Annotated in this window: 16 protein-coding genes and 1 other RNA gene; 9 read left to right on the plus strand and 8 right to left on the minus strand. The window is 69.5% G+C overall.

Annotated elements, in window-relative coordinates; translation table 11 throughout:
- Positions 1-897 precede the first annotated feature (897 nt).
- From BM362_RS06795 to BM362_RS06805, 3 genes are read right to left on the minus strand one after another with little or no spacing between them, the layout of a single operon-like run.
- Positions 898-1,332 (minus strand): VOC family protein, encoded by a 435-nt coding sequence (locus tag BM362_RS06795; RefSeq protein ID WP_093572480.1) that lies wholly within the window; start codon positions 1,330-1,332, stop codon positions 898-900.
- Between the two features lie 33 nt (positions 1,333-1,365).
- Entirely contained in the window at positions 1,366-2,883 is a 1,518-nt protein-coding gene (locus BM362_RS06800; protein WP_093572481.1) for a 3-hydroxyacyl-CoA dehydrogenase, read from the minus strand.
- 46 nt (positions 2,884-2,929) lie between these two features.
- Complete coding sequence (locus BM362_RS06805; protein ID WP_067577177.1) at positions 2,930-3,610, minus strand: TetR/AcrR family transcriptional regulator; 681 nt, start codon at positions 3,608-3,610, stop codon at positions 2,930-2,932.
- 125 nt (positions 3,611-3,735) lie between these two features.
- On the opposite strand from BM362_RS06805, the gene BM362_RS06810 reads away from it, so the two are divergent.
- On the plus strand, positions 3,736-4,182 hold the full coding sequence (locus BM362_RS06810) for a nitroreductase family deazaflavin-dependent oxidoreductase (RefSeq protein ID WP_093572482.1): 447 nt from the start codon (positions 3,736-3,738) through the stop codon (positions 4,180-4,182).
- A 1-nt stretch (position 4,183) separates the two neighbouring features.
- On the opposite strand, the gene BM362_RS06815 is transcribed toward BM362_RS06810, so the two are convergent.
- Together BM362_RS06815 and BM362_RS06820 are read right to left on the minus strand one after the other, a co-directional pair.
- Positions 4,184-4,378 carry a hypothetical protein gene (locus tag BM362_RS06815; RefSeq protein ID WP_067578052.1) on the minus strand — a complete coding sequence of 65 codons (195 nt, stop codon included), beginning with the start codon at positions 4,376-4,378 and terminating at the stop codon, positions 4,184-4,186.
- Positions 4,379-4,465: 87 nt separating this feature from the next.
- A complete protein-coding gene (locus tag BM362_RS06820; RefSeq protein WP_093572483.1) occupies positions 4,466-5,026 on the minus strand; it encodes a hypothetical protein in 561 nt (186 codons plus the stop codon).
- 159 nt (positions 5,027-5,185) lie between these two features.
- Here BM362_RS06820 and BM362_RS06825 point away from each other — a divergent pair, with 159 nt between their 5' ends.
- Genes BM362_RS06825 through BM362_RS06835 form a run of 3 tightly spaced genes read left to right on the plus strand, consistent with a single transcriptional unit; the run spans position 5,186 to position 9,230 of the window.
- Complete coding sequence (locus BM362_RS06825; protein ID WP_067577173.1) at positions 5,186-5,938, plus strand: response regulator transcription factor; 753 nt, start codon at positions 5,186-5,188, stop codon at positions 5,936-5,938.
- Positions 5,913-7,400 (plus strand): sensor histidine kinase, encoded by a 1,488-nt coding sequence (locus BM362_RS06830; protein WP_093572484.1) that lies wholly within the window; start codon positions 5,913-5,915, stop codon positions 7,398-7,400. The genes BM362_RS06825 and BM362_RS06830 overlap by 26 nt, the downstream gene beginning before the upstream one ends.
- A gap of 45 nt (positions 7,401-7,445) precedes the next feature.
- A complete protein-coding gene (locus tag BM362_RS06835; protein WP_067577170.1) occupies positions 7,446-9,230 on the plus strand; it encodes a glycosyltransferase family 39 protein in 1,785 nt (594 codons plus the stop codon).
- Here BM362_RS06835 and BM362_RS06840 read toward each other — a convergent pair.
- On the minus strand, positions 9,217-10,122 hold the full coding sequence (locus tag BM362_RS06840) for a serine/threonine dehydratase (protein ID WP_093572485.1): 906 nt from the start codon (positions 10,120-10,122) through the stop codon (positions 9,217-9,219). The genes BM362_RS06835 and BM362_RS06840 overlap by 14 nt on opposite strands.
- Before the next feature lie 260 nt (positions 10,123-10,382).
- On the opposite strand from BM362_RS06840, the gene BM362_RS06845 reads away from it, so the two are divergent.
- The 4 genes from BM362_RS06845 to ffs all read left to right on the plus strand — a co-directional run bounded on the left by BM362_RS06845 (position 10,383) and on the right by ffs (position 13,735).
- A complete protein-coding gene (locus BM362_RS06845) occupies positions 10,383-12,716 on the plus strand; it encodes a sensor histidine kinase (RefSeq protein ID WP_093572486.1) in 2,334 nt (777 codons plus the stop codon).
- Positions 12,713-13,132, plus strand: a complete 420-nt coding sequence (locus BM362_RS06850; protein ID WP_009084595.1) for a roadblock/LC7 domain-containing protein — start codon at positions 12,713-12,715, stop codon at positions 13,130-13,132. Before BM362_RS06845 ends, BM362_RS06850 begins: the two co-directional genes overlap by 4 nt.
- A 3-nt stretch (positions 13,133-13,135) precedes the next feature.
- Entirely contained in the window at positions 13,136-13,630 is a 495-nt protein-coding gene (locus tag BM362_RS06855) for a GTP-binding protein (RefSeq protein ID WP_093572487.1), read from the plus strand.
- Between the two features lie 5 nt (positions 13,631-13,635).
- Positions 13,636-13,735: signal recognition particle sRNA small type (gene ffs / locus BM362_RS06860), an RNA gene on the plus strand.
- A 74-nt stretch (positions 13,736-13,809) separates the two neighbouring features.
- Here the strand turns inward: ffs and BM362_RS06865 are convergent.
- Positions 13,810-14,682, minus strand: a complete 873-nt coding sequence (locus tag BM362_RS06865; protein WP_067578050.1) for a fused MFS/spermidine synthase — start codon at positions 14,680-14,682, stop codon at positions 13,810-13,812.
- A 24-nt stretch (positions 14,683-14,706) separates the two neighbouring features.
- Here BM362_RS06865 and BM362_RS06870 point away from each other — a divergent pair, with 24 nt between their 5' ends.
- Positions 14,707-16,767 (plus strand): DNA polymerase III subunit gamma and tau, encoded by a 2,061-nt coding sequence (locus BM362_RS06870; RefSeq protein ID WP_093572489.1) that lies wholly within the window; start codon positions 14,707-14,709, stop codon positions 16,765-16,767.
- Between the two features lie 43 nt (positions 16,768-16,810).
- Here the strand turns inward: BM362_RS06870 and BM362_RS06875 are convergent, their stop codons facing one another.
- The gene (locus BM362_RS06875; RefSeq protein ID WP_093572490.1) at positions 16,811-19,915 is read right to left on the minus strand and encodes a TIM-barrel domain-containing protein; all 3,105 of its coding nucleotides are present in this window, start codon (positions 19,913-19,915) and stop codon (positions 16,811-16,813) included.
- Between the last annotated feature and the right edge of the window lie 39 nt (positions 19,916-19,954).

Consider the following 19,954-nt stretch of genomic DNA (forward strand, 5'->3'; position numbering starts at 1 on the left):
CTTGCTTTTCGACAGTAGTCGCTCCTTGCGTTGAGGATTGCGCGTAACAACCCGAGGCTGATTTCCGGCTGCGTAGCAGAGGGTTCGAAGCCGGGGGTGGCTGCACCGGTGGGGTTGAATTCACGGATGCCGCTGGGCGGGCTGGCTGATTCCGCGAAGGTCCCTTATCAAGACTATGAGCCGCGCCTTCGTTGGCGGCGTCGCGCGGCTCGCGGCAGCCTCGCTATGTCGATATCTCCTTTTTGGGCACGCGCTAGCACTTGCCTAGGCGGTCGTTCTTGGTGCGTCGGACGGCGAGCAGCTTTTTTGGGAGTCCGAGTCGCGTGCCGGGAAGGGGTGAGTGCTGCGCGGTGTCCCCACCAACACCGGGCCGCGCGCCGCCGCTGTCTCCCGGTTACGGCATTCAAGTGACGCTTGCTGTTGAAAGCGAGACAGCCGTGCTGCTCAAGTCCGCCGAGGCCGCTCACGTCGTCGTCGGTGCCAGAGGGTGCCGACGCCTGGGTCCAGGCCCGGGACGGTCTACGTAAGGGAGGCGTCTCGACCGGCACCTCGGTGCAAGTTGCGGCGATTGTTGCCACAGTCGCAACGCGGGCAGGGGTTGGCGTCCGCGCCTTCTTTACTTGGCTGTCGGCAAGAACATTCGCGGCAAAGGCTTGCCCGGAAGATCTCCCGAGGATCGCCGAAGCTTTGTACCGGACACGACTTCGGCCAGAGCGCCGGGACGAGGAGCGACAGGTGGCTTCGGAAGAGCTGCCCGAAAACCAGATGCGGCGACTTGGGCCGCAGGTACTTTGTCGAGTGCACGCCGAGCGTTCTAGCGCTGGCCGTGGTGGCGGAGATGGCTCATTCGCTGACCTGTTGCTGTGCGGCGAAACGTCTCGGTGGACCGTAAGAGAGCTACGCCGAGGCAGCTGCAACACAGAACTCGTTCCCCTCCGGATCAGCCATCACCACATGGTGTCCCTCGTCCTCCGCCAGGATCGACCCGCCCGCCGCCACCAGACGTTCAGCCTCGGCTTTGATCCTTGCCCACTGTTGGGCCGGTTCGCCATCCCCGGGGACCCGGATGTCGATGTGCAGCCGGTTCTTCGCCGTCTTCGGTTCCGGCACCTTCAAGATCGTCAGCTGAGGCCCGGCGCCCTCGGGATGGCACAGCCAGGCGCCATCCTCCGCGGACTCGTCCTCGGGCAGGTCGAACTGCGCGAGCCACTCCTCGCGGGTGCTGAACGGCGGCGGCAGAGGCTCGTCGACATAGCCCAGTGCCGTTTTCCAGAAGGCCGCGAGAAGTTGTGCGTTCGTGCAGTCCAGGGTCAGATCGATGGTGACAGTCATGCCGACAAGCTACTGCGCGCCACCGACAAAAACTCAGGCCAGATCAGCCGGACGGGTGCCGGTGGAGGCGAGCGGCAGGCCCAGTGTCACCCGTTCGGTCAGCCAACTGCTCGGGCGGTAGCGCGGGTCCCCGGTGGCGCGCAGGAGACCGGTCAGGATTCGCAGGACCTTTTCCGGGCCGACCAGGTCGCCCCACTCCAGCGGTCCGCGGGGGTAGCCAAGGCCCAGGCGCACTGCGGTGTCGATGTCGGCGGGAGCCGCGAGACCCTGGTCGGCGATGGAGCAAGCCGTGTTGATGATCGAGGCGAGCAGGCGTTGCGCGATGGGGGCGGCACCGTCGCGGACGACCGTTACGGGGGTTCCGGTGGCGGCGAGGGCACCCCAGGCGCCGCGGCCGTAGTGCGGATCCAGTCCCGGATGGACAGACATGGTGAAGCGCGAGTCGTAGCCAAGTGCGTCGATTCCGACGACGCGCGCGGCGGGCAGTTCCAGTTGCCGCGCAGCCTCCACAGTGGACTCTCCGCGCAGGGTCACCAGGAGAACCGTGTCGGGGTAGGCGTCCGGGACGACGTCGATGCCTGCTGCGGACAGGAGGCGGCCAAGGCGTTCGTCGGCGGCGTAGACCGGCATGGCCGGGGCAGGCGGGGCAGTGGGCTCCGGAGGGACCTCTTGTTTCCCGTCGGCATAGCGGTAGAAGCCTTCGCCGGTTTTGCGGCCGAAGAGTCCGGCGGCGACGCGCGGGCGGGTGAGCCACGACGGGCGCAGGCGCGGTTCGGCGTGGAAGCCGCTCCAGATGCTTTCCAGCACTGCGTGCGAGACGTCCAGGCCGGTGAGGTCCAGCAGTTCGAACGGGCCGAGCTTGAGGCCGAGGACGTCGCGTGCGATGCGGTCGATCTCGGCGGGAGCGGCGAGGGCTTCGGAAAGAATCTGCAGCGCCTCGGTGTTCAGGCCGCGGCCTGCGTGGTTGACGAGGAAGCCGGGGGCGTCCTTCGCCAGCACGGGTTGGTGGCCCCAGCTTCGGACGAGTTCGAGGGCCTCGCCGGGCAGCCAGCCGGCGGTGCGCGCGCCGGGGACGACCTCGACCAGCCGCATGAGCGGGACCGGGTTGAAGAAGTGCAGGCCGATCATCCGCGTCGGGTCAGTGAGCCCGGCGGCGATTTCGGTGACCGACAGCGAGCTGGTGTTGGTCGCGAAGATCGTGTCGGGGCCGCAGATCTTCTCAAGACCGGCGAAGAGCGTCTGCTTCGTTTCGAGGTCTTCGCGGACGGCTTCGAGCACCAGGTCCACCCCGTCGGAGGGGGCGAGCGGGCCCTCGACCGGGACGAGGCGTTCCTTCGCCGCGCGGCCGGCTTCCTCGGTCAGCTTCTCCTTGGCGACCAGCCGGTCGACCATCGCGCCGACGTGGTCGATCGCCGCGGCGACCGCCTCCGGCTGCACGTCCGCGAGTTCCACGGTGACCCCGCCGGTCGCGGCGAGCTGGACGATGCCGCGTCCCATCACCCCGGTGCCGATCACCCGGATCCTGCCGACCCGTCCGGCCCATCCCGTCACGTCGAACCTGCCTTTCGCTTTGCCGCCACGGCGAACTTACCCCGGACTACAGGCCGACGAAGTCCGCCATCTGCCCGGCGAGGTGCTCGAAGTACGCGTCCGCCGGGTCGACGCTGCCGGCGTACTGGCCGAACAGCTCGAAGTTGAGCGCGCCGAACAGCTGGGTCCAGGCGGCGATAGCGCGCATGACGACCTCGGCCGGCGCGTCGAGGTCCAGGATCCGGGTGAGCTGGCCGGCCTGCGCGCGCAGTTCCTCCGACATCGGCGCGGTGACCGCCGGCTCGTGCGGATGTGCGTCGCGCAGCACCGCGACCAGCGCGAAGGCCACTCGCCCGGCGGGGCCGACGGTGTCCTGTGGAGCTTGGTAACCAGGGATCGGCGAACCGTAGATGAGCGCGTATTCGTGCGGGTTCGCGCGGGCCCAGTCGCGGGTCGCGCGCCAGATGGCTCGCCAGCGTTCCCGGGGGTCGTCGGTGTGCGGGTCGGCCTGTTCGGCGGCCTCGCCGACGGCGTTGTATGCGTCGACGATCAGCGCGGTGAGCAGGTGATCTCGGCTCGGGAAGTACCGGTACAGCGCGGACGAGACCATCCCCAGCTCACGGGAGACCGCGCGCAGGGAAAGGCCGTGCGCGCCGACCTCGGCCAGCTGGCGGCGAGCCTCGTCCCTGATCTCGCGGGTCAGCTCGGCGCGGACCCGTTCGCGGGCAGTCCGGGGTGCGGCAGTCATGCGATCAGTGTGCCGCGCATGAGAGCGCTGCGCAAAACCGAGAGCACTGCTCTTGACGAGAGCCAGTCTCTGGGTGTTCACTGTTCACAACAGAGAGCACCGCTCTCGAAACCGAGGAGGACCTCATGACCAGCACTCGCTACCTCGAACCGGGCAGGGCGACCGCGGCGTTCAACGGCTGCGTCCGCTGGCTCACCAAACGCGGCCTCAGCGTGTGGGGCAGCCGGGTGCTGGGCGTCCGCGGCCGCAAGTCCGGCGAACTGCGCGAGGTGCCGGTCAACCTGCTGCCGTTCGGGGGCAAGCACTACCTGGTGGCCGCGCGCGGCGAAACCCAGTGGGTGCGGAACCTGCGCGCCGCGGGCGAGGGCCAGCTGACCGTCGGACGCCGCACCGAGCCGTTCACCTACCGCGAGCTGTCCGACGAGGAGAAGCCCGTCATCCTGCGCTCGTACCTCAAGCGCTGGGCGTTCGAGGTCGGCACGTTCTTCGAGGGCGTGGACGCGAAGGCACCGGAGAAGAAGCTGCTGGAGATCGCGCCGGGCTACCCGGTGTTCGAGGTCTTCACCCGGTGAGTCAGCGCACGCGTTTGCCGAACGTGGTGGCCGCGATGAGGACCACACCGACCAGGAACGCGACCAGCCCGATCAGGAACCAGAGCTTCTGGCCGGTCATGAAACTGCCGGTCAGCACGCCGACGCCCTGCAGCACCCACACCGCGCCGACGAGCACCAGCACCACACCGCACGCCAGCGTGATCCACCGCCTCACGACCATCTCCCTCGCTCTCCGTGAAGGACCCCTTGAGGAAATCAGGTTCCCCCAAGGAGTCCTTCACGGACCACCCTTCCGAACGGGCTATCCGCGGCGGCGCGGCTGTCCGTTGCCAAACTGCTGTGCTTCGCCGAGCGAGGTCGCGGTGGCCGTGGTGCCCTGGACCTTCGCGACCACGGTGACGTTGTCGCCGGACTTCGGCGAACCGGTCTTCTCCGTGGATGAATCCAGCGTGTAGGTCTGCTTGTAGCCGTCCTTGCTCGTCAGGGTCACCGAGGTGGCGCTGAGTTCGGTGATCGTCCCGGTCTGCAGGCGTTCGGTCACGTACCCGCCGGTCGGATCCGTCACCACGAAGTCGCCGTGCAGCGCGTCCCGCAGCGCGGCCATCCCGCCCATGCCTCCGCGGCCGGCGAAACCGCCCTGCCCGCCCGGGCCGCCGAATCCGCCCGGCCCCTGCTGCGCCGTTGCGTTGCTGCCGCTGGTGCCCGCCCAGATCGCCAGTCCGCCGCCGACGGCGATCACCACCGCGACGCCCGCCGCGATCGCGGTTTTCCGGCCCGACCACGCCTTCCCCTGGCCGCTGCCGCCGGATGCGGGAGCAGGTTGCTCTCCCCAGGTCGCGCCCTCTGCTGGATCGGTCGTCATGGTCTCCTCCGGAACGTTCGAGCTTTTCCTTCCCGAGCGTCGGGGCGGCCGCTGTGCGGAACCTGTGGCGGACGTGGGGGACACCTGTGCGCCCACCCGCACAGGAAACGCACAGCCAGTGCACAGCTCGACCTGAAGACGAGGCCCGAAGATGGCACCATGAGCAGTGTGAACGCCGCGTCTGCCGGCCGGGGCAAGGCCGAACTGCGCCGCGCGGACGGCAGCCCGGTCCGCGTGCTGGTCGTCGACGACGAGTCGACGCTGGCCGAACTCGTGTCCATGGCCCTGCGGATGGAGGGCTGGGAGGTGCGCAGTGCGGGCACCGGAGCCGAGGCGGTGCGCATCGGCCGCGATTTCCGCCCGGACGCCGTGGTGCTCGACGTGATGCTGCCCGATTTCGACGGCCTTGAGGTACTGCGCCGGATGCGCGCCGAAACGCCGTATCTGCCGGTTCTTTTCCTGACCGCGAAAGACGCGGTGGAAGACCGGATCGCCGGGCTCACCGCGGGTGGCGACGATTACGTGACCAAGCCGTTCAGCCTGGAAGAAGTCGCGCTGCGGCTGCGCGCGCTGCTGCGCCGGGCGGGTGGTGTTTCCGGATCGACCGGCTCGCAACTGGTGGTCGGCGACCTGACCCTGGACGAGGACAGCCGCGAGGTGCACCGCGGCGGCGATCTGGTGCCGCTCACCGCGACCGAGTTCGAACTGCTCCGCTACCTGATGCGCAATCCGCGCCGGGTGCTGTCGAAGGCGCAGATCCTCGACCGCGTGTGGAGCTACGATTTCGGCGGCCAGGCCAATATCGTCGAGCTGTACATTTCCTACCTCCGCAAGAAAATCGACGCCGATCGGGAACCGATGATCCACACCATGCGCGGCGCCGGGTATGTCCTCAAACCCGCCGCGGGCTGAGCGCCGCCGTCCGTGGTCGTTGCGCCGCAGGCTGATTGTTCAGCTGGCGGCGCTGCTCGCGCTGGTCTGCCTGGTGGTCGGCGTGGTCACCGAATTCGCGTTGAACAGCTTTCTCGTCGGGCAGCTCGACGGGCAGCTGGCGGCGGCGAGCGATCGCGGGTTCCGCCACGGCGTGCCGCGTCCGCCCATCAACGGTTCCGGCAAGCTGCCGCCGGATCCGCTGCGCGTGCTCGGTCAGCCCGAGGGGACGCTCAGCCTGGTCGTGCACGACGGCAAGGTCAACGGGCAGGTGATCGGTCCGTTCGGCCTCGTCCCGCTGACCCCGGAGCAGGATCGGGTCCTGCTCGTGCTCGCGCCGAACGGCCAGAGCCGCACGGTCGAGCTTCCCGGCAGTCTCAAGAAATACCGCGTGGTCGCGACGTATTCGCCGCGCGGCGAGTTCACCGTGATCGGGCTGCCGATGAGCCGGGTCTCGGAAACGTTGTGGCGGCTGGGGTTCATCTTCGGTGGCGTCGCGCTCTGCGGGATTCTCGTTGCCGGGTTCGCCGGTGCGGTCACGATCCGGCGCACGATGGCCCCGCTGGACCGGCTTGCCGCCACTGCTTCCCGGGTGTCCGAACTGCCGCTGGACCGCGGCGAGGTCGCGTTGTCCGAGCGAGTGCCCGAAGTGGACACTGACCCGCGAACCGAGGTCGGCAAGGTCGGTTCGGCGATCAACCGGATGCTGGGTCACATCGCCGAAGCGCTTGCCGCCCGCCATGCCAGCGAAAGCCGGGTCCGGCAGTTCGTCGCGGACGCGAGCCACGAATTGCGCACGCCGCTCGCCGCGATTCGCGGATATGCCGAGCTGACTCGGCGCGGCAGCGAACAGGTGCCGCCGGACATCGCGTTCGCGATGAGCCGGGTGGAATCCGAATCGGCGCGGATGACGACGCTCGTGGAAGATCTGCTGCTGCTCGCCCGGCTCGATTCCGGGCGTCCGGTCGTGCACGAACCGGTCGATTTGTCCCGGCTGGTCGCGGACGCGGTCGCCGATTCGCACGTCGCCGGTCCGGAACACAAGTGGCTGCTGGAACTTCCCGGCGAACCGATCGCGGTGCTCGGCGATTCCGGGCAACTGCACCAGGTCGTGCTGAACCTCCTCGGCAACGCCCGTACGCACACGCCCGCGGGCACCACGGTGACCACCGCACTGTCCACACGAGACGGATGGGTAACTTTGTCCGTTGTGGACGATGGGCCGGGAATTCCGCCAGAAATCCTGCCCGAGGTATTCGAACGGTTCGCCCGCGGCGACAATTCGCGTTCGCGTGCTGCCGGGAGCACGGGGCTGGGGCTGGCGATTGTCGCCGCCGTCGTGGCCGCGCATTCCGGTCGCGTGCTGGTTGCTAGCGGTCCAGGGCGCACCGAATTCGTGGCTTCGTTCCCGCAATTGCGTGACGGTGCCAACACTCCTTCGTGAGTGATTCACAGCCCGCGCACAGTCCGGGCCGTGAGAATGACGGGCATGACGACTGTCGTCGCGCCACGCTGGGTGCGCCCCTCGGTCGCGGTGCTGCTGCTGGGCACCGCCGCGTTGTATCTCACCAATGTCGCGATTTCCGGCTGGGGAAATGACTTCTACGCGATGGCCGGGCAAGCGGGCACGGGGGACTGGAAAGCGTGGTTCTTCGGTTCGCTCGACCCGGGCAACGTGGTCACCGTCGACAAACCGCCGCTTTCCCTGTGGGTGATGGGATTGTCCGGGCGGATCTTCGGTTTTTCCAGCTGGAGCATGCTGGTGCCGGACGCGCTGGCAGGTGTGGGCTCGGTCGGCCTGCTGTACCTGGCGGTGCGGCGGCTTTCCGGACCGGTCGCCGGATTGCTGGCCGGGGCGTTGCTCGCGCTCACTCCGGTCGCCGCGCTGATGTTCCGGTTCAACAATCCGGACGCGTTCCTGGTGCTGCTGCTCGTCGCGGGCGGATATTTCCTGGTGCGGGCGCTGGAAAAGGCGAGCACGAGGTGGCTGCTGCTGGCGGGCGTCGCGATCGGTTTCGGGTTCCTCGACAAGATGCTGCAAGCATTCCTGGTGTTGCCTGCCTTCGTGCTCGCGTACGCGGTTGCTGCGCCGACTTCGGTGCGACGGCGGGTGTGGCAATTGCTCGCCGCTGCCGGGGCGGTGGTGGTTTCCGCGGGCTGGTGGGTGCTCGCGGTGGCGTTGTGGCCGGTTGCGGATCGGCCGTATATCAGCGGGTCGACGAACAACAGTGTGCTGGAATTGGCCTTCGGGTACAACGGACTCGGCCGGATTTTCGGACAGTCGCACGGTGGGGACGCGCGGCCGAAAATGCCGGAGTTTTCCGGTGCCGGACATGGCTTCGGCGGCCAGGCGGGCTTGACCCGCCTGTTCACCGAGCAGTTCGGCGGCGAGGCGTCCTGGCTGTTGCCCGCCGCGTTGGTCGGCCTCGTGGCCGGATTGTGGTTCACCCGGCGTGCGCCACGGACTGATCGAACTCGGGCGGCGCTGCTGCTGTGGGGTGCTTGGACGGTGATCAGCGCCCTCGTCTTCAGCTACATGAGCGGGATCATCCACCCGTACTACACAGTCGCGCTCGCGCCAGGAATCGCAGCCACGGTAGCGATCTCCGCGACCGAACTGTGGCGTGGCCGTGCTTACTTCGCGCCGCGCGTGGTGCTCGCGGTGATGCTGGCGGCGACTGTAGCGTGGAGCTTCGTGCTGCTGCATCGGACGCCGAACTGGCAGCCATGGGTGCGGTACTCCGTCTTGGTGCTGGGCGTCCTAGGCGTGTTCGCGTTGCTGATCGGGATTGCGCGTCGGGCAGCCGCAGTGCTGGCACTCGTGGCTGCACTGCTGGGGATGGCCTCATTCACGGTGGCTACCGCGTCGACGGCGCATACCGGCGGAAGCCCGGCGTCCGGGCCGCAGCACAACGGCCGCGTCAGTTTCGGCGGACCACAACAGTCCAATGTGGAGCTTTATCGGTTGCTGGAGACCACGACGACGAAGTGGGCTGCCGCGGAAACCGGCGCGATGCAGGCCGCCGGACTGGCGTTGAACAGCGGCAAACCGGTGCTCGCGGTCGGCGGCTTCAGCGGCAGCGACCCCGCGCCGACACTCGCGCGATTCCAGCAGTACGTGGCGAGCGGGGAGATCCACTATTTCGTCGTCGGCGCGCGCAACGGCCGCGGCGGCAGCCGCGGCACCTCGGGGAAGATCACCGCCTGGGTCGAACAGCACTTCCAACCCACCACGGTCGGCGGCGCGACGGTCTACGACCTCACGCGAAAGTGACCGAGGTATTGGCCCCGCACAAGACAAAACACGGCAGCTCGGCCGGGACGCGCCCGGCCAGCCAGGCGGCCAGCGGAGCCGCGGCGGCCGGTTCGACGACGAGCCGGAAGTCGCGCCACAGCAGGTCGCGTGCGGCGAGGATCTCGGCGTCGGACACCAGCACGGAAGTGACGGCAGGCGAATTGAGGATGCCGAACGCCAGCTCGCCGACGCGGGTCGCGCCGAGAGCGGACGCCGCGACCGAATCGATGGTGACGTCCACCGGCTCGCCCGCGGCGAGGGCGGCATGCAGTGCCTGGCAGCGCTCCGGCTCCACCGCGAACACCGGACGGCCGTCCGCGGCCAGCGTCGCGCCGGACGCCAGCCCGCCGCCGCCCACTGCGACGCCAATGGCATCGACGTCTGGTGCGTCGGCCACGATCTCCGCGGTCGCGGTTCCCTGTCCGGCGATCACGTCGGCGTCGTCGTACGCGTGCAGGTAACGGGTGCCGGGTTCCTCTGCGACGGCCAACGCGGCTGCCGCGGCCTCGCTGTACGCCGCGCCGTGCCGGATGAGCTTCGCGCCGGCCGCTTCGATGCCGGCGGCCTTCGCTTCGGGCACGGACTCCGGCACGTAGACGACAGCGGGAATGCCCAGCGCTTGCGCGGCGGTGGCGACGCCGAGGCCGTGATTGCCACCCGACGCCGTGACCACGCGCTTCGGCTTAGGCCCGTTGAGCAGGGCGTTTACCGCGCCGCGGAGCTTGAACGAACCGGACCGCTGGAGCTGCTCCAGCTTGAGCACGAGGGGGCGGCCGTCGATTTCAGTGCGTAACAGCGGTGTCCACCGGACGTGTGGTCGGAGGCGGAGGTGGGCAGCGACGACGTCGGCGGCGACAGGTGCGGTGCGCATATCGGCCATTCTCCTCCCAGCATCCTTCCTCGCATGCCGCTCGCCGGGAAAACCCCAGCGTGTCAGGGCGCGACACGGTACAAGAGGGCATTGTCGAGACCTTGCGGATCTCGCTAAGCTCTGCGCAGACGTGGGGTGTCCGACCATGTGCGTACCGCGACGAGCACTACCGAGAGTAGTAGCGTCCTGCGGGTGTCCCCGTTCGGTGCACTTCACGCCTCGGTCTCGTCGGGACTCCTCGGGAACGGAAGGTGACGTGGATGCGCGACGGTTCGGCCCGGCCGCAGGAATCCGCCGCGCGGCTGCTTGACCGCCTCGGGATCCGCACCGTGCAGGCGCGAGTGACCGTGCTGGTGGTGGCTCCGCTGGTCCTGGTCGTGGCGTCGGCGGTTCCGCTCGTGCTCAGCCAGGTCACCGCCGCGTCGGCAGCCGCGACCACTTCGGACGCCGTGGCCCGGGGACAGCGGGTGGGCGGCCTGGTCGGACAGGTGCAGCGGGAAAGCCTGCTCACGGCCGCTTTTGCCGCTGACCCGTCGGCCACCGATTCGGAGCTCGTCCGGCAGCGGCAGGCGGTGGACAGCGCTGCGCGCGGCATCGCGGACAGCCTGGTCAGCCCAGGCGGCGCACTGTCGAAACTGCGACAGAGCGCGCTCAATCGTCAGGTTTCCGTAGTTGATATTGCTTCTGGCTACGATTCCACGTCCATTGGGCTGATCGACGCGCTGGGACTGGCTACTTCGGACAGCTCCCAGGCACGGACGCTCGACGCCCTGCTGCGCGCGGACGAGCAGCGAGCGGCCGCCGCGACCGCGCTGGTCGCGGCCGCCGGAGCTGATCGCGCAGGTCAGCGCGCTGCCGTCTCCGGAGAACAGTTCGCCCGGCTGGCCGGGAAGCAGGACGCGGCACAGGTCGCTGCGGTCGAGACCGGGGCGACGGCCCAGCAGCTCGACCGGCTGGCCGCGGCACCGCGGCAAGACCGGCAGTTTGTGTCCGATGTGGTCACTGCCGGTACTCAGCTCGCCGATCAGCGCGACGCGGTGGAGACCCGGATCGCCGGTGCGATCGCGGACGCTGCCTCCGCGGAAGCGTCCAGTGCGACCCGGACGGCCTCCGTCGTCGGCGGTGCCGCGATTGTCCTTTTCGGACTGGTTGCCGCATTGTCCGTACTGGCCGCGCGATCCATTGCCCGGCCGTTGCGGCGGCTGAGCGGCCAGGCTCGCTCGACCGCCGACCTGGCCGCCGCTGAATTGGTTCAGGTCGCCGAGCCGGAGTCGGGCCCGCCGCAACCGTTGCTGCCCGCGCTTGAGGCGGGCACCGGCGGCGAGCTGGCCGAGCTGGCCGATGCGTTCAACCGGCTCCGCGGCACCGGGGTGGAAGCGGTGGCCGAGCAGGCGAACTCGCGCCGCGCCGGGGTTCAGCTGCTGGTCGGAGCGGCCAAGCGCACGCAGAATCTGGTCGCGGGCCAGCGCACCGTGATCGAGGAATTGACGCGCGGCGCCGACGATCCGGTGTTGCTCGCCGGGCTGCGTCGCGTGGAGCACGCCGCGCTCCGGCTGCGGCGCACCGCGGACGATCTGCTTGTGGTGACAGGAAACCGCGACGAGACCCGGGTCGGCGGTCCGATCGAACTGGCCACCGCGTTGCGTTCCGCCGCCGCGGAAATCGACGACGAGGCCCGGATCCGGCTCGGCGAACCGGCTGAGGCGCTGCTCGCGCCGTCGCTGGGGATCGACCTGGTGCTGCTGTTCGCGGAACTGCTGGAAAACGCCGCCGCGTTCTCGCCGCCGGAGTCGGCGGTGGAGATTTCGACGGAGTTCCAGTCATCCGGCGATCTGCTGGTGAGCATCGCCGATCACGGCGTCGGGCTGTCCGCGGACCGGTTGGCGCAGGAGAACCGCCGGCTCGCCGAACCGGTCGACGCGGCATCCGGTCAGCAACTCGGCCTGGCCGTGGCCGGACGGCTCGCGCAGCGGCATTCGCTGCGCGTCGAACTGGAGTCCACTCCGGAAGGCGGCGTGACAGCACAGGTCTCGGTGCCGCAGGCGCTGTTCACCCGAGACGTCGATTTCCGGCGTGGGCCTGGGCTTTTCGAGCCCGGACAGGTGCCCGACCCGCGGCCGGTGCTGCTGCCCGCGCCCGCGATCGCCGCGCTGTCCACGCCTGCTCCGGCCGGGTTCCGGTGGTTCACCGATCCGCCGGAACCGGAAGCCGACGAGCCGAATCCGGACAAGGACGAGGCTCCGCGGTGGCCGGAAGCGGAACCGGAATTCGCTTCCCGCGCCGGAACGCTGGAACTCCCCGACGAGCCAGAAGAATCCAAAGAGGACACTCCGGACGCGCAGGACGTCGCGGATCCGTCGCCGACGCACCAGTTCACTGTGGTGCCACCGGAATCCCGTGACGGCGTCTTCCGCCGCGTCCCCGGCGCGCAGCTGGCCCCCGGGCTCAAACTGCCGCAGATCGTCCGCACCCCGTTGCCGCGCCGCGACCTGCGCGATCCGGCCGCTGAGCGGGCCACCTTCGACTCGTTTTCCGACGGCGTCGCCAAAGCACAGCAAGTCACCGCCCAGCAGGCCGATCAAGGAGGATCATGACCGTTCCCGCCGCCGCGCAGAACTTCAACTGGCTGGTCAACCGCTTCGCGCTGCACACCGCAGGCGCGATCGCCGCGCTCGCGGTGTCCGCGGACGGGCTGCTGATCGCCGCGTCGCAGGACCTCGACCGCGCGGACGCCGACCGGCTCGCGGCGACCTGCTCGGCGATGCTCGCGCTGGCACAGAGCGTGTCCGAAAGCCATCCGCTCGGCGATCCGGACAAGGTCGTGGTCGAGCTGGAACGCGGCTACCTCGTGGTCTGCACCATCAGCATCGGCTGCTCGCTCGGCGTGCTGGCCAACAAACAGGCCAGCCTCGGCACGATCGCCTACGAGATGGCGATGTTCGCCAACCGCGCGTCCGAAGTCCTTACCCCCGCGCTGGTCGAGGAGTTGAAGAACACCGCGTTCGCCTGACCCGTGAAGATTCTCGTGCTTGGCCCGGCCGGAGCCGGGAAAACGACGGCGGTGCACGCCGTTTCGGAGATCGCGCCGGTACGCACCGACGCCGGTGCCACCACTGCGGCGCTCGACTTCGGCAGACTCGGCGAGGGCGAGCGGCGGCGGTACCTGTTCGGCGCGCCGGGGCAGGCCCGGTTCTGGTTCCGCTGGCCCGACCTCGTGCGGGGCGCGGACGCCGCGCTCGTGGTGGTCGATCCGCGGCGGATCGCGGACGCCTACCCGGTGCTCGACGCGGTCGAAGGGCTGCGGCTGCCGTTCGTGGTCGGGGTGAACTGCTTCGACGGGCTGCTCGCCCGCCCGCTGCACGACGTGCGCTGGGCGTTGACCGTGCGCGAGGGCATTCCGGTGCATCCCTTCGACGCCCGCGACCCGGCGTCGGTGCGGGAGGTGCTCGACCTGCTCCAAGCGGGCGTGGCCGAGGGGTCGCAGGAGCGGCAGCCGAGTCCGCTATAGTCGTCTGCGGGGACCCCCCGTGGCGTCCACCCTGTGAACTTCCCCAGGGCCGGAAGGCAGCAAGGATAAGCGGGCTCTGGCGGGTACGGGGGGAACCCGCTTTTTTTGCTGGTCCGGCGAAAAGCAGGCGGGTACGGACCGCGGCCGATCTGCACCAACGACGCAGTACGCCCGGGTCGCTAGAACAGGCCGAGGACGTCGTCCGGCGGCGTTGGCGAGGGCAGCGACTCCGCGTCGAGGACCGGCGCGGCCTTCCCCCGAAGCTGCCGCAGCTCATCCCCGTGCACCACCCGCGCCGGATACGGCGAAGACGCCGCGCGCCGGGTCAGCTCCGCGGTCGGCAGGTCGAGCCGGGAGGCGGCCAGCACGAGATTCCCGAATCGGCGGCCGCGCAGCACACTGGGTTCGGCCAGCAGAACGACATGCGGAAACACCTCCGCCAGCGTCGCGAGGAACCGGCGGGCGAACGGCAGGCCAGGACCGTCGGAGATGTTCGCCAGCATCGTGGCGCCCGGCCGCAGCACCCGGGCCACATCGGTGACGAACTCCACGGTCGCCAAGCCGCCGGCCAGCGTCGCGCGTTCGAAGGCGTCGATCACGATCAAGTCCGCGGTCGCGTCGTGCCTGCTGCGCACGCCCGCGCGGCCGTCCTCGATCCGTACCCGCAGCTTCGGGACGCTGCGCAGGTCAAGCTGCTCGCGGACCAGGTCGATCAGCGGCTCGTCGGCGTCGAAGACCAGCTGCCGCGAACCCGGTCGCGTCGCGGCGACGTAGCGCGGCAGGGAACAGCCCGCGCCGCCGACGTGCAGTGCGTCGAGCGGGCCGGGCGGAAGGAAATCGACCAGGTCGCCGAGCCGGCGCACGTAGTCGAACTCCAGGTTCGCCGGGTCGTCCAGATCGACGTAGGACTGCGCCACCCCGCCGACCGAAAGCATCCACGCGTTGGGCCGATCGGCGTCGCGCAGCAGCTCGGCGGTCCCGAACCGCACCGGGTAAGTGCCCGGCCGCGGGCCGCTCGGCGCACGGCCGCGACCGGAACGGGAGGGGCTCACCATGCTCACTGTAGTCTCGGGCTCGTGGCTCTCGCGCTGTACCGGAAGTACCGTCCGGCGACCTTCGCCGAGGTCGTCGGCCAGGAGCATGTGACCGAACCGCTGCGCACGGCACTGGCCGCCGGGCGCATCAACCACGCGTACCTGTTCTCCGGGCCGCGCGGCTGCGGCAAGACGTCGAGTGCGCGGATCATGGCGCGCTCGCTCAACTGTGCCAAAGGCCCGACCCCGGATCCGTGCGGCGAGTGCAACTCGTGCCGCGCGCTCGCGCCGGAAGGCCCTGGCAGCGTCGACGTCACCGAACTCGACGCGGCCAGCCACGGCGGTGTGGACGACGCCCGCGAACTGCGGGACAAGGCGTTCTACGCGCCCGCCGAATCGCGCTACCGCGTGTTCATCATCGACGAGGCGCACATGGTCACGACGCAGGGCTTCAACGCCCTGCTGAAGATCGTCGAGGAACCGCCAGAGCACCTGATCTTCATCTTCGCCACCACCGAGCCGGACAAGGTGCTCACCACCATCCGCTCGCGCACGCACCACTACCCGTTCCGGCTGATCCCGCCGAGCTCGATGCGGGAGCTGCTGGAGCGCAACGTCGCCGCCGAGGGCGCGACGGTCGAACCGGCGGTGTACCCGCTGGTGATCCGCGCCGGCGGCGGTTCGGCTCGCGATACCCAGTCGGTGCTGGACCAGCTGCTCGCCGGGGCCGGTCCGGAAGGCGTCACGTACCCGCGGGCGGTGTCGCTGCTGGGTGTCACGGACACCGCGCTGATCGACGCGGTGATCGACGGACTCGCGAACGACAATCCGGGCGAGGTGTTCGGCACCGTCGAGAAACTCGCCGACGCCGGACACGACCCGCGCCGTTTCGCCACCGACCTGCTCGATCGGCTGCGCGACCTGCTGCTGATGCGCGCGGTCCCGGAAGCGGGCGAACGCGGCCTGGTCGCCGCGCCGGACGACGAGCTGAAGCGGATGACCGAGCAGGCCGAGAAGCTCGGCCCGGCCACGCTGTCCCGCTACGCCGACATTGTCCATAGTGGACTTCTTGAGATGCGCGGCGCGACGTCGCCGCGGCTCGTGCTCGAACTGCTCTGCGCGCGGATGCTGCTGCCGTCGGTCACCGAGGCGGAGAAAGCCTTGCTGGCGCGAATCGAACGGCTTGAGCGGCGACCGGCTGGCGCACCCGCGCCGGCTGGTCCCGCCGCTGCCCCGGCTCCCGCGCCTCATGCCAGTCCCGCGCCTGCCCCGGCCGCTTCCGCTGCTCCGGCGGAGGCTCCGGCCCGGTTCCAGCGGCCTTCGCAGCGTCCGGCCCAGGAAGCTCCCGCCGCACGTCCGGCGGCCGAAGAACCGGCGCGTCCGGAGGCCAGCCGTCCGGCTCCTGTCGAACCGCCTGCCCCGGCTGCGGCCGCGCCTGCTCCCGCGCCGGAGGCTCCGGCCGCTCCGACCGCTCCGGCGGCGGAGGAAGCCCCGGCCGCGGGCGGGATCGACGCGGCTAAGGTGCGCGAGAAGTGGCCGCAGCTGCTGGCGTCGCTGCGGAAGTTCACCGGCGGGCGCGCGCTCGAAGCCATGCTCACGCAGGCGACGGTCGCCGAAGTCGACGGTTCGGCGGTCACGCTGACGCACAAGTCCGAACCGCTCGCCCGGCGGCTGAGCGACCAGGGCAACGCGAGCAAGATCGCGGCCGGGCTGAGCGAGGTGCTCGGCGGCGAATGGCAGGTCCGCTGCGTGCACGGCGCGGCCGCGGCTGCCGCTCCGGCTCGACAGGCTCCTCGGCAGCAACCGGCGGCACCGGCTCCGGAACGGTCGTTCACGCGTCCGTCCGCGGCTGCCCAGCCCCCGGCGGCCGCCGCGCCTGCGGCCCCGCCGAAGCCCGCGGCGGAAGCGCCGAGCCGCCCGCGCGTCACCACGAGCGAACCGGACATCCCGCTCCCGCCCGAGCCCTCGGACGAGGACGACGACATCTACTCCGAGGACTCCAGCCCGGTCCCGCCGCCGCCTCCGCCGCCCGCGGAGGAAGACCCGGAGCAGATCGCCCGCAAGCTGCTGTCGGATCACCTTGGGGCACGTCCGCTGGACTAGTGGCGTCGTGAGTGTTGATCACGGTTCTAACCGCGATCAACACTTACGACACCAGCCGCACACTCACCGGATGCGACGTCGGCGACGTTCGCACGGTCACAGTCCGCGCCGCGGCGTCCCAGGTCCAGCTTCCACTGCGCCGACCGTCCACGTACACCACGGCTGGCTTGGCGGCATTGGTGAACCGGACGGTCCAAGCGCGCTGCGTGGGCCCGATCGCGAGCGTTGCCGAGTGCGCATTTTCGGTGTAGCGCACCGCAGTTGTGGACCGCTCCTCCCGGAGAGCGAACGCGCCGTTGTGGCCGCCAGCCACCGTGACGGTCGCGGCGGTAAGCGGATCGTGCGCGTCACCAGCGACATTTCCGCTGCGGGTGACCAGGATCCCGCCCGAGCGCACGAACACCGGCATCGTGTCCCAGCCCGTGGTGATCTGCGCGGTGCTGCCGCCGCGATAGGTCTTGCCGCTGAAGTAGTCCGTCCAGTCGCTGCCCGGCGGGAACCAGACGCTCGTGGTCGCCGTGGTGCCCGGGCTGGTCGCCGGAGCCACGAGGACGTCCGGGCCGTACAGGTATTCCCCGCCAGCCTGGGCGTACGCCTCCTGCTGGTCCGGATATTGCAGGTACAGCGGCCGCACGATCGGCATTCCCGTCGCGGTGGCCTGCTGCGCGAGCGTGTACGTGTACGGCACGAGATTCTCGCGCAGGTTAAGGAATTTAGTCGCTGACGTGTCCGCGGCGGCTCCGTACTGCCAGGGCAGCCGGTCGCTGTGGTTGGAGTGCAGCCGGTCGATCGGCTGGAACGTCCCGAGCTGCACCCAGCGCGCGTACAGATCGTCCGGCAGCTTCGTGCTGCCCGGTTCCGTGCCCGGCTGCTGCGATCCGCCGGTGTGGCCGCCGATGTCGTGGCTCACCGAAGCCAGGCCGGTCGCCGCGGATTCGCCGGGGGTGTAGCCGACCTCGAAGGCCAGCGTTGCCCAGTCGGAAATGGTGTCTCCGGTGAAGTGCAGCGTGGTGCGCTTGTCCGCCCACGGACCGGTCGGTACGGCGGTCGGCGAACTGTATCCACCGGCTTGCAGCGAACCGTAGGCGCGGGAAAACGCGAAGCCGCCGTGCTCCGCGTACTGCTGGTTGATCCACGCGTCCGGGGTGACGCCGGCAAGACTGGATTTCGAGGCGTCGCAACACCAATCGAGCCACCAGACGTCGTTGCCCTGCTGTTCCATCGTCCGGTGCAGGTCGAAGTAGGCGCGCAACTGGTCGGGGTCGCCGAAATCGAAGACGTAGCAGTCTTTTCCGCAGCTGGGCTGGAGTTTGCCCTTCGCGGTCGCCTGCGCCGCCGGGAACTGCGGGTCGTCGCCGCGGATGCTCGGGTGGATGTTCAGCGACGTGTGCAGGCCCTGGTCGTGTGCCCACTGGAAGAACGCCTTCGGGCCGGGGAAGCGGGTCGGGTCGATTTCCCAGCCGTTCCACCGGTCCGGCGATTTGAAGTCGGTGTCGACGACGAGCATGTCGAGCGGCACGTGCTGCTCTCGGAACTTCGGTATGATCGTTTGCTCGAAGTCGGCGGCTGTGCGGTCGTAGTACTCGGAATACCAGACGCCGTAAGCCCAGCGGGGCAGCAGCCGAGACGGTCCGGTCAGCTGGGCCAGTTCCCGCAGCGCTTGGCCGTAGTTCTGGCCGTAAGCGAAGACGTATCCATCCTGGTAGTTCTCGCTGCTGGGCCGCTGGGTGACGACCTTGGTGCGTGGGTCGTACAGCGCCGACGCGGTGTCGTCGAGGAGTGACCAGCCGTCCTGGTAAAGGATTCCGGCTGCGGAGACCGCACTTCCGTCGACACCGTCGAGGCCGCGTCGATAACCGCCGAGTGGCGCGTGCGGGGCGAGCAACACCGAATGCGCGGGCGTGACGGCGACGGTGTCGAGGTTGACGTGGCAGTTCGAGTCCGGACAGGACAGTGTGACGGTGTTGGTGCCAGCCTTGAGCTGCACCGGGATTGCCTTGGTGCGCCACGAATTCCAGCTGCTGGTCGACGCCAGGGTCAGGTTGGCGGAGGTACCGCCGGCTTGGAGGGTCAGCGAGGTCGGCTGGGTTTGGCCGGAAACAGCGGTCGCGTCGGCGTAGCGCAGCTGCAGATCGTAGGTGCCATCGGCGGGGACACCGGTGATCGTCAACGCGTCTGAAGCGCCGGATCGCTCCATGCCCGCGAGGAAAGCTTTGCCGGAGTGGCCGTCGTGGTCGCTGGCCGGGTGCGCGCCGCCGGACAGCGCGCCTTGCTCGGCCTCGCAGAGGACACCGAACGCGCACGGCGTCGGCGCGGGCGGCACGGGTTGCGGGTACGCGGCACCGGTGTTGACCAGGGCGAGGCTGTCGATATTGACGTTGCCCGAGTCGGCGGTGCCACGCTTGACGGTCACCTGGTGCTCTCCCGCCGGCAGTGTGATCGGCACGGTCGCGAGGGTCCAGGTGTCCCAGTCAGCGGTAGCCGGAAGGGTGACGACCCGCGCGTTCGCACCGTCCACGAGGACGCTGAGAGTGCGGGTCGTGTGCTGCCCGTCGCCGCCGGTTCCGTTGGCGTAGCGCAGATCCAGCTGGTGATCACCGGGAGCGGTGGCGCGGAAGGACAGGCTGTCGCCGGGGTTGGCGAAGCCCGCCGCGAAACCATCACCGGTGTAGCCGCGGTGGTCGCTGGCCGCGCCTGGGCCGTTGAGCCGCAGTTGTTCGGCCTCGCAGAGGGTGGTGAACGCGCAGACCGGAGCCAGCCTGCCCGCCCACGGCCGCGCGGTGACGTCCTGGCCGCCGGTACGCAGCCGGACGGTGAGGTTGTTGTCGGAAAACGCGCCCGAGCCGAGCTGGTAGCGCAACTGGACGGCGCTGGTCCGGATGGTCAGCCAGCCATCGCGTTTTGTCGCGGTGTAAGGAGTTTTAGGGAAGCTGCCGCGGCCGATCGCGTTGAACGTGCCAGCGTCGACGAACTTGGCGTCACCCGCGTACTCGGTGCGGATGAGCGTCGGCGACAGGACTTCGAACCGCGCTGGCCCGGCGGTCACCGAGTGTGGAGCGGCCTCGGCGACTCCTGTCGACACGAGAGTGCCCGCCATGGCTGTCACGGCGAACAGCCGTACCAGTCGTCCTCGGAGTGAAGTTGCCACCGGCGCCTCCTCGACAGGTCCCCAGCGACGGTAAGTCGG

The sequence above is a fragment of the Amycolatopsis rubida genome, assembly GCF_900115345.1.
In the GTDB taxonomy this organism is placed as follows: Bacteria; Actinomycetota; Actinomycetes; order Mycobacteriales; family Pseudonocardiaceae; genus Amycolatopsis; species Amycolatopsis rubida.

Bases quoted from the DNA above. Each gene is read 5' to 3' on its own strand.
- BM362_RS06820 (WP_093572483.1), bottom strand. From the start codon at position 5,026: ATGACGACCGATCCAGCAGAGGGCGCGACCTGGGGAGAGCAACCTGCT.
- BM362_RS06810 (WP_093572482.1), top strand. From the start codon at position 3,736: ATGACCAGCACTCGCTACCTCGAACCGGGCAGGGCGACCGCGGCGTTC.
- BM362_RS06835 (WP_067577170.1), top strand. From the start codon at position 7,446: ATGACGACTGTCGTCGCGCCACGCTGGGTGCGCCCCTCGGTCGCGGTG.
- BM362_RS06830 (WP_093572484.1), top strand. From the start codon at position 5,913: ATGTCCTCAAACCCGCCGCGGGCTGAGCGCCGCCGTCCGTGGTCGTTG.
- BM362_RS06840 (WP_093572485.1), bottom strand. From the start codon at position 10,122: ATGCGCACCGCACCTGTCGCCGCCGACGTCGTCGCTGCCCACCTCCGC.
- BM362_RS06825 (WP_067577173.1), top strand. From the start codon at position 5,186: ATGAGCAGTGTGAACGCCGCGTCTGCCGGCCGGGGCAAGGCCGAACTG.
- BM362_RS06845 (WP_093572486.1), top strand. From the start codon at position 10,383: ATGCGCGACGGTTCGGCCCGGCCGCAGGAATCCGCCGCGCGGCTGCTT.
- BM362_RS06850 (WP_009084595.1), top strand. From the start codon at position 12,713: ATGACCGTTCCCGCCGCCGCGCAGAACTTCAACTGGCTGGTCAACCGC.
- BM362_RS06795 (WP_093572480.1), bottom strand. From the start codon at position 1,332: ATGACTGTCACCATCGATCTGACCCTGGACTGCACGAACGCACAACTT.
- BM362_RS06805 (WP_067577177.1), bottom strand. From the start codon at position 3,610: ATGACTGCCGCACCCCGGACTGCCCGCGAACGGGTCCGCGCCGAGCTG.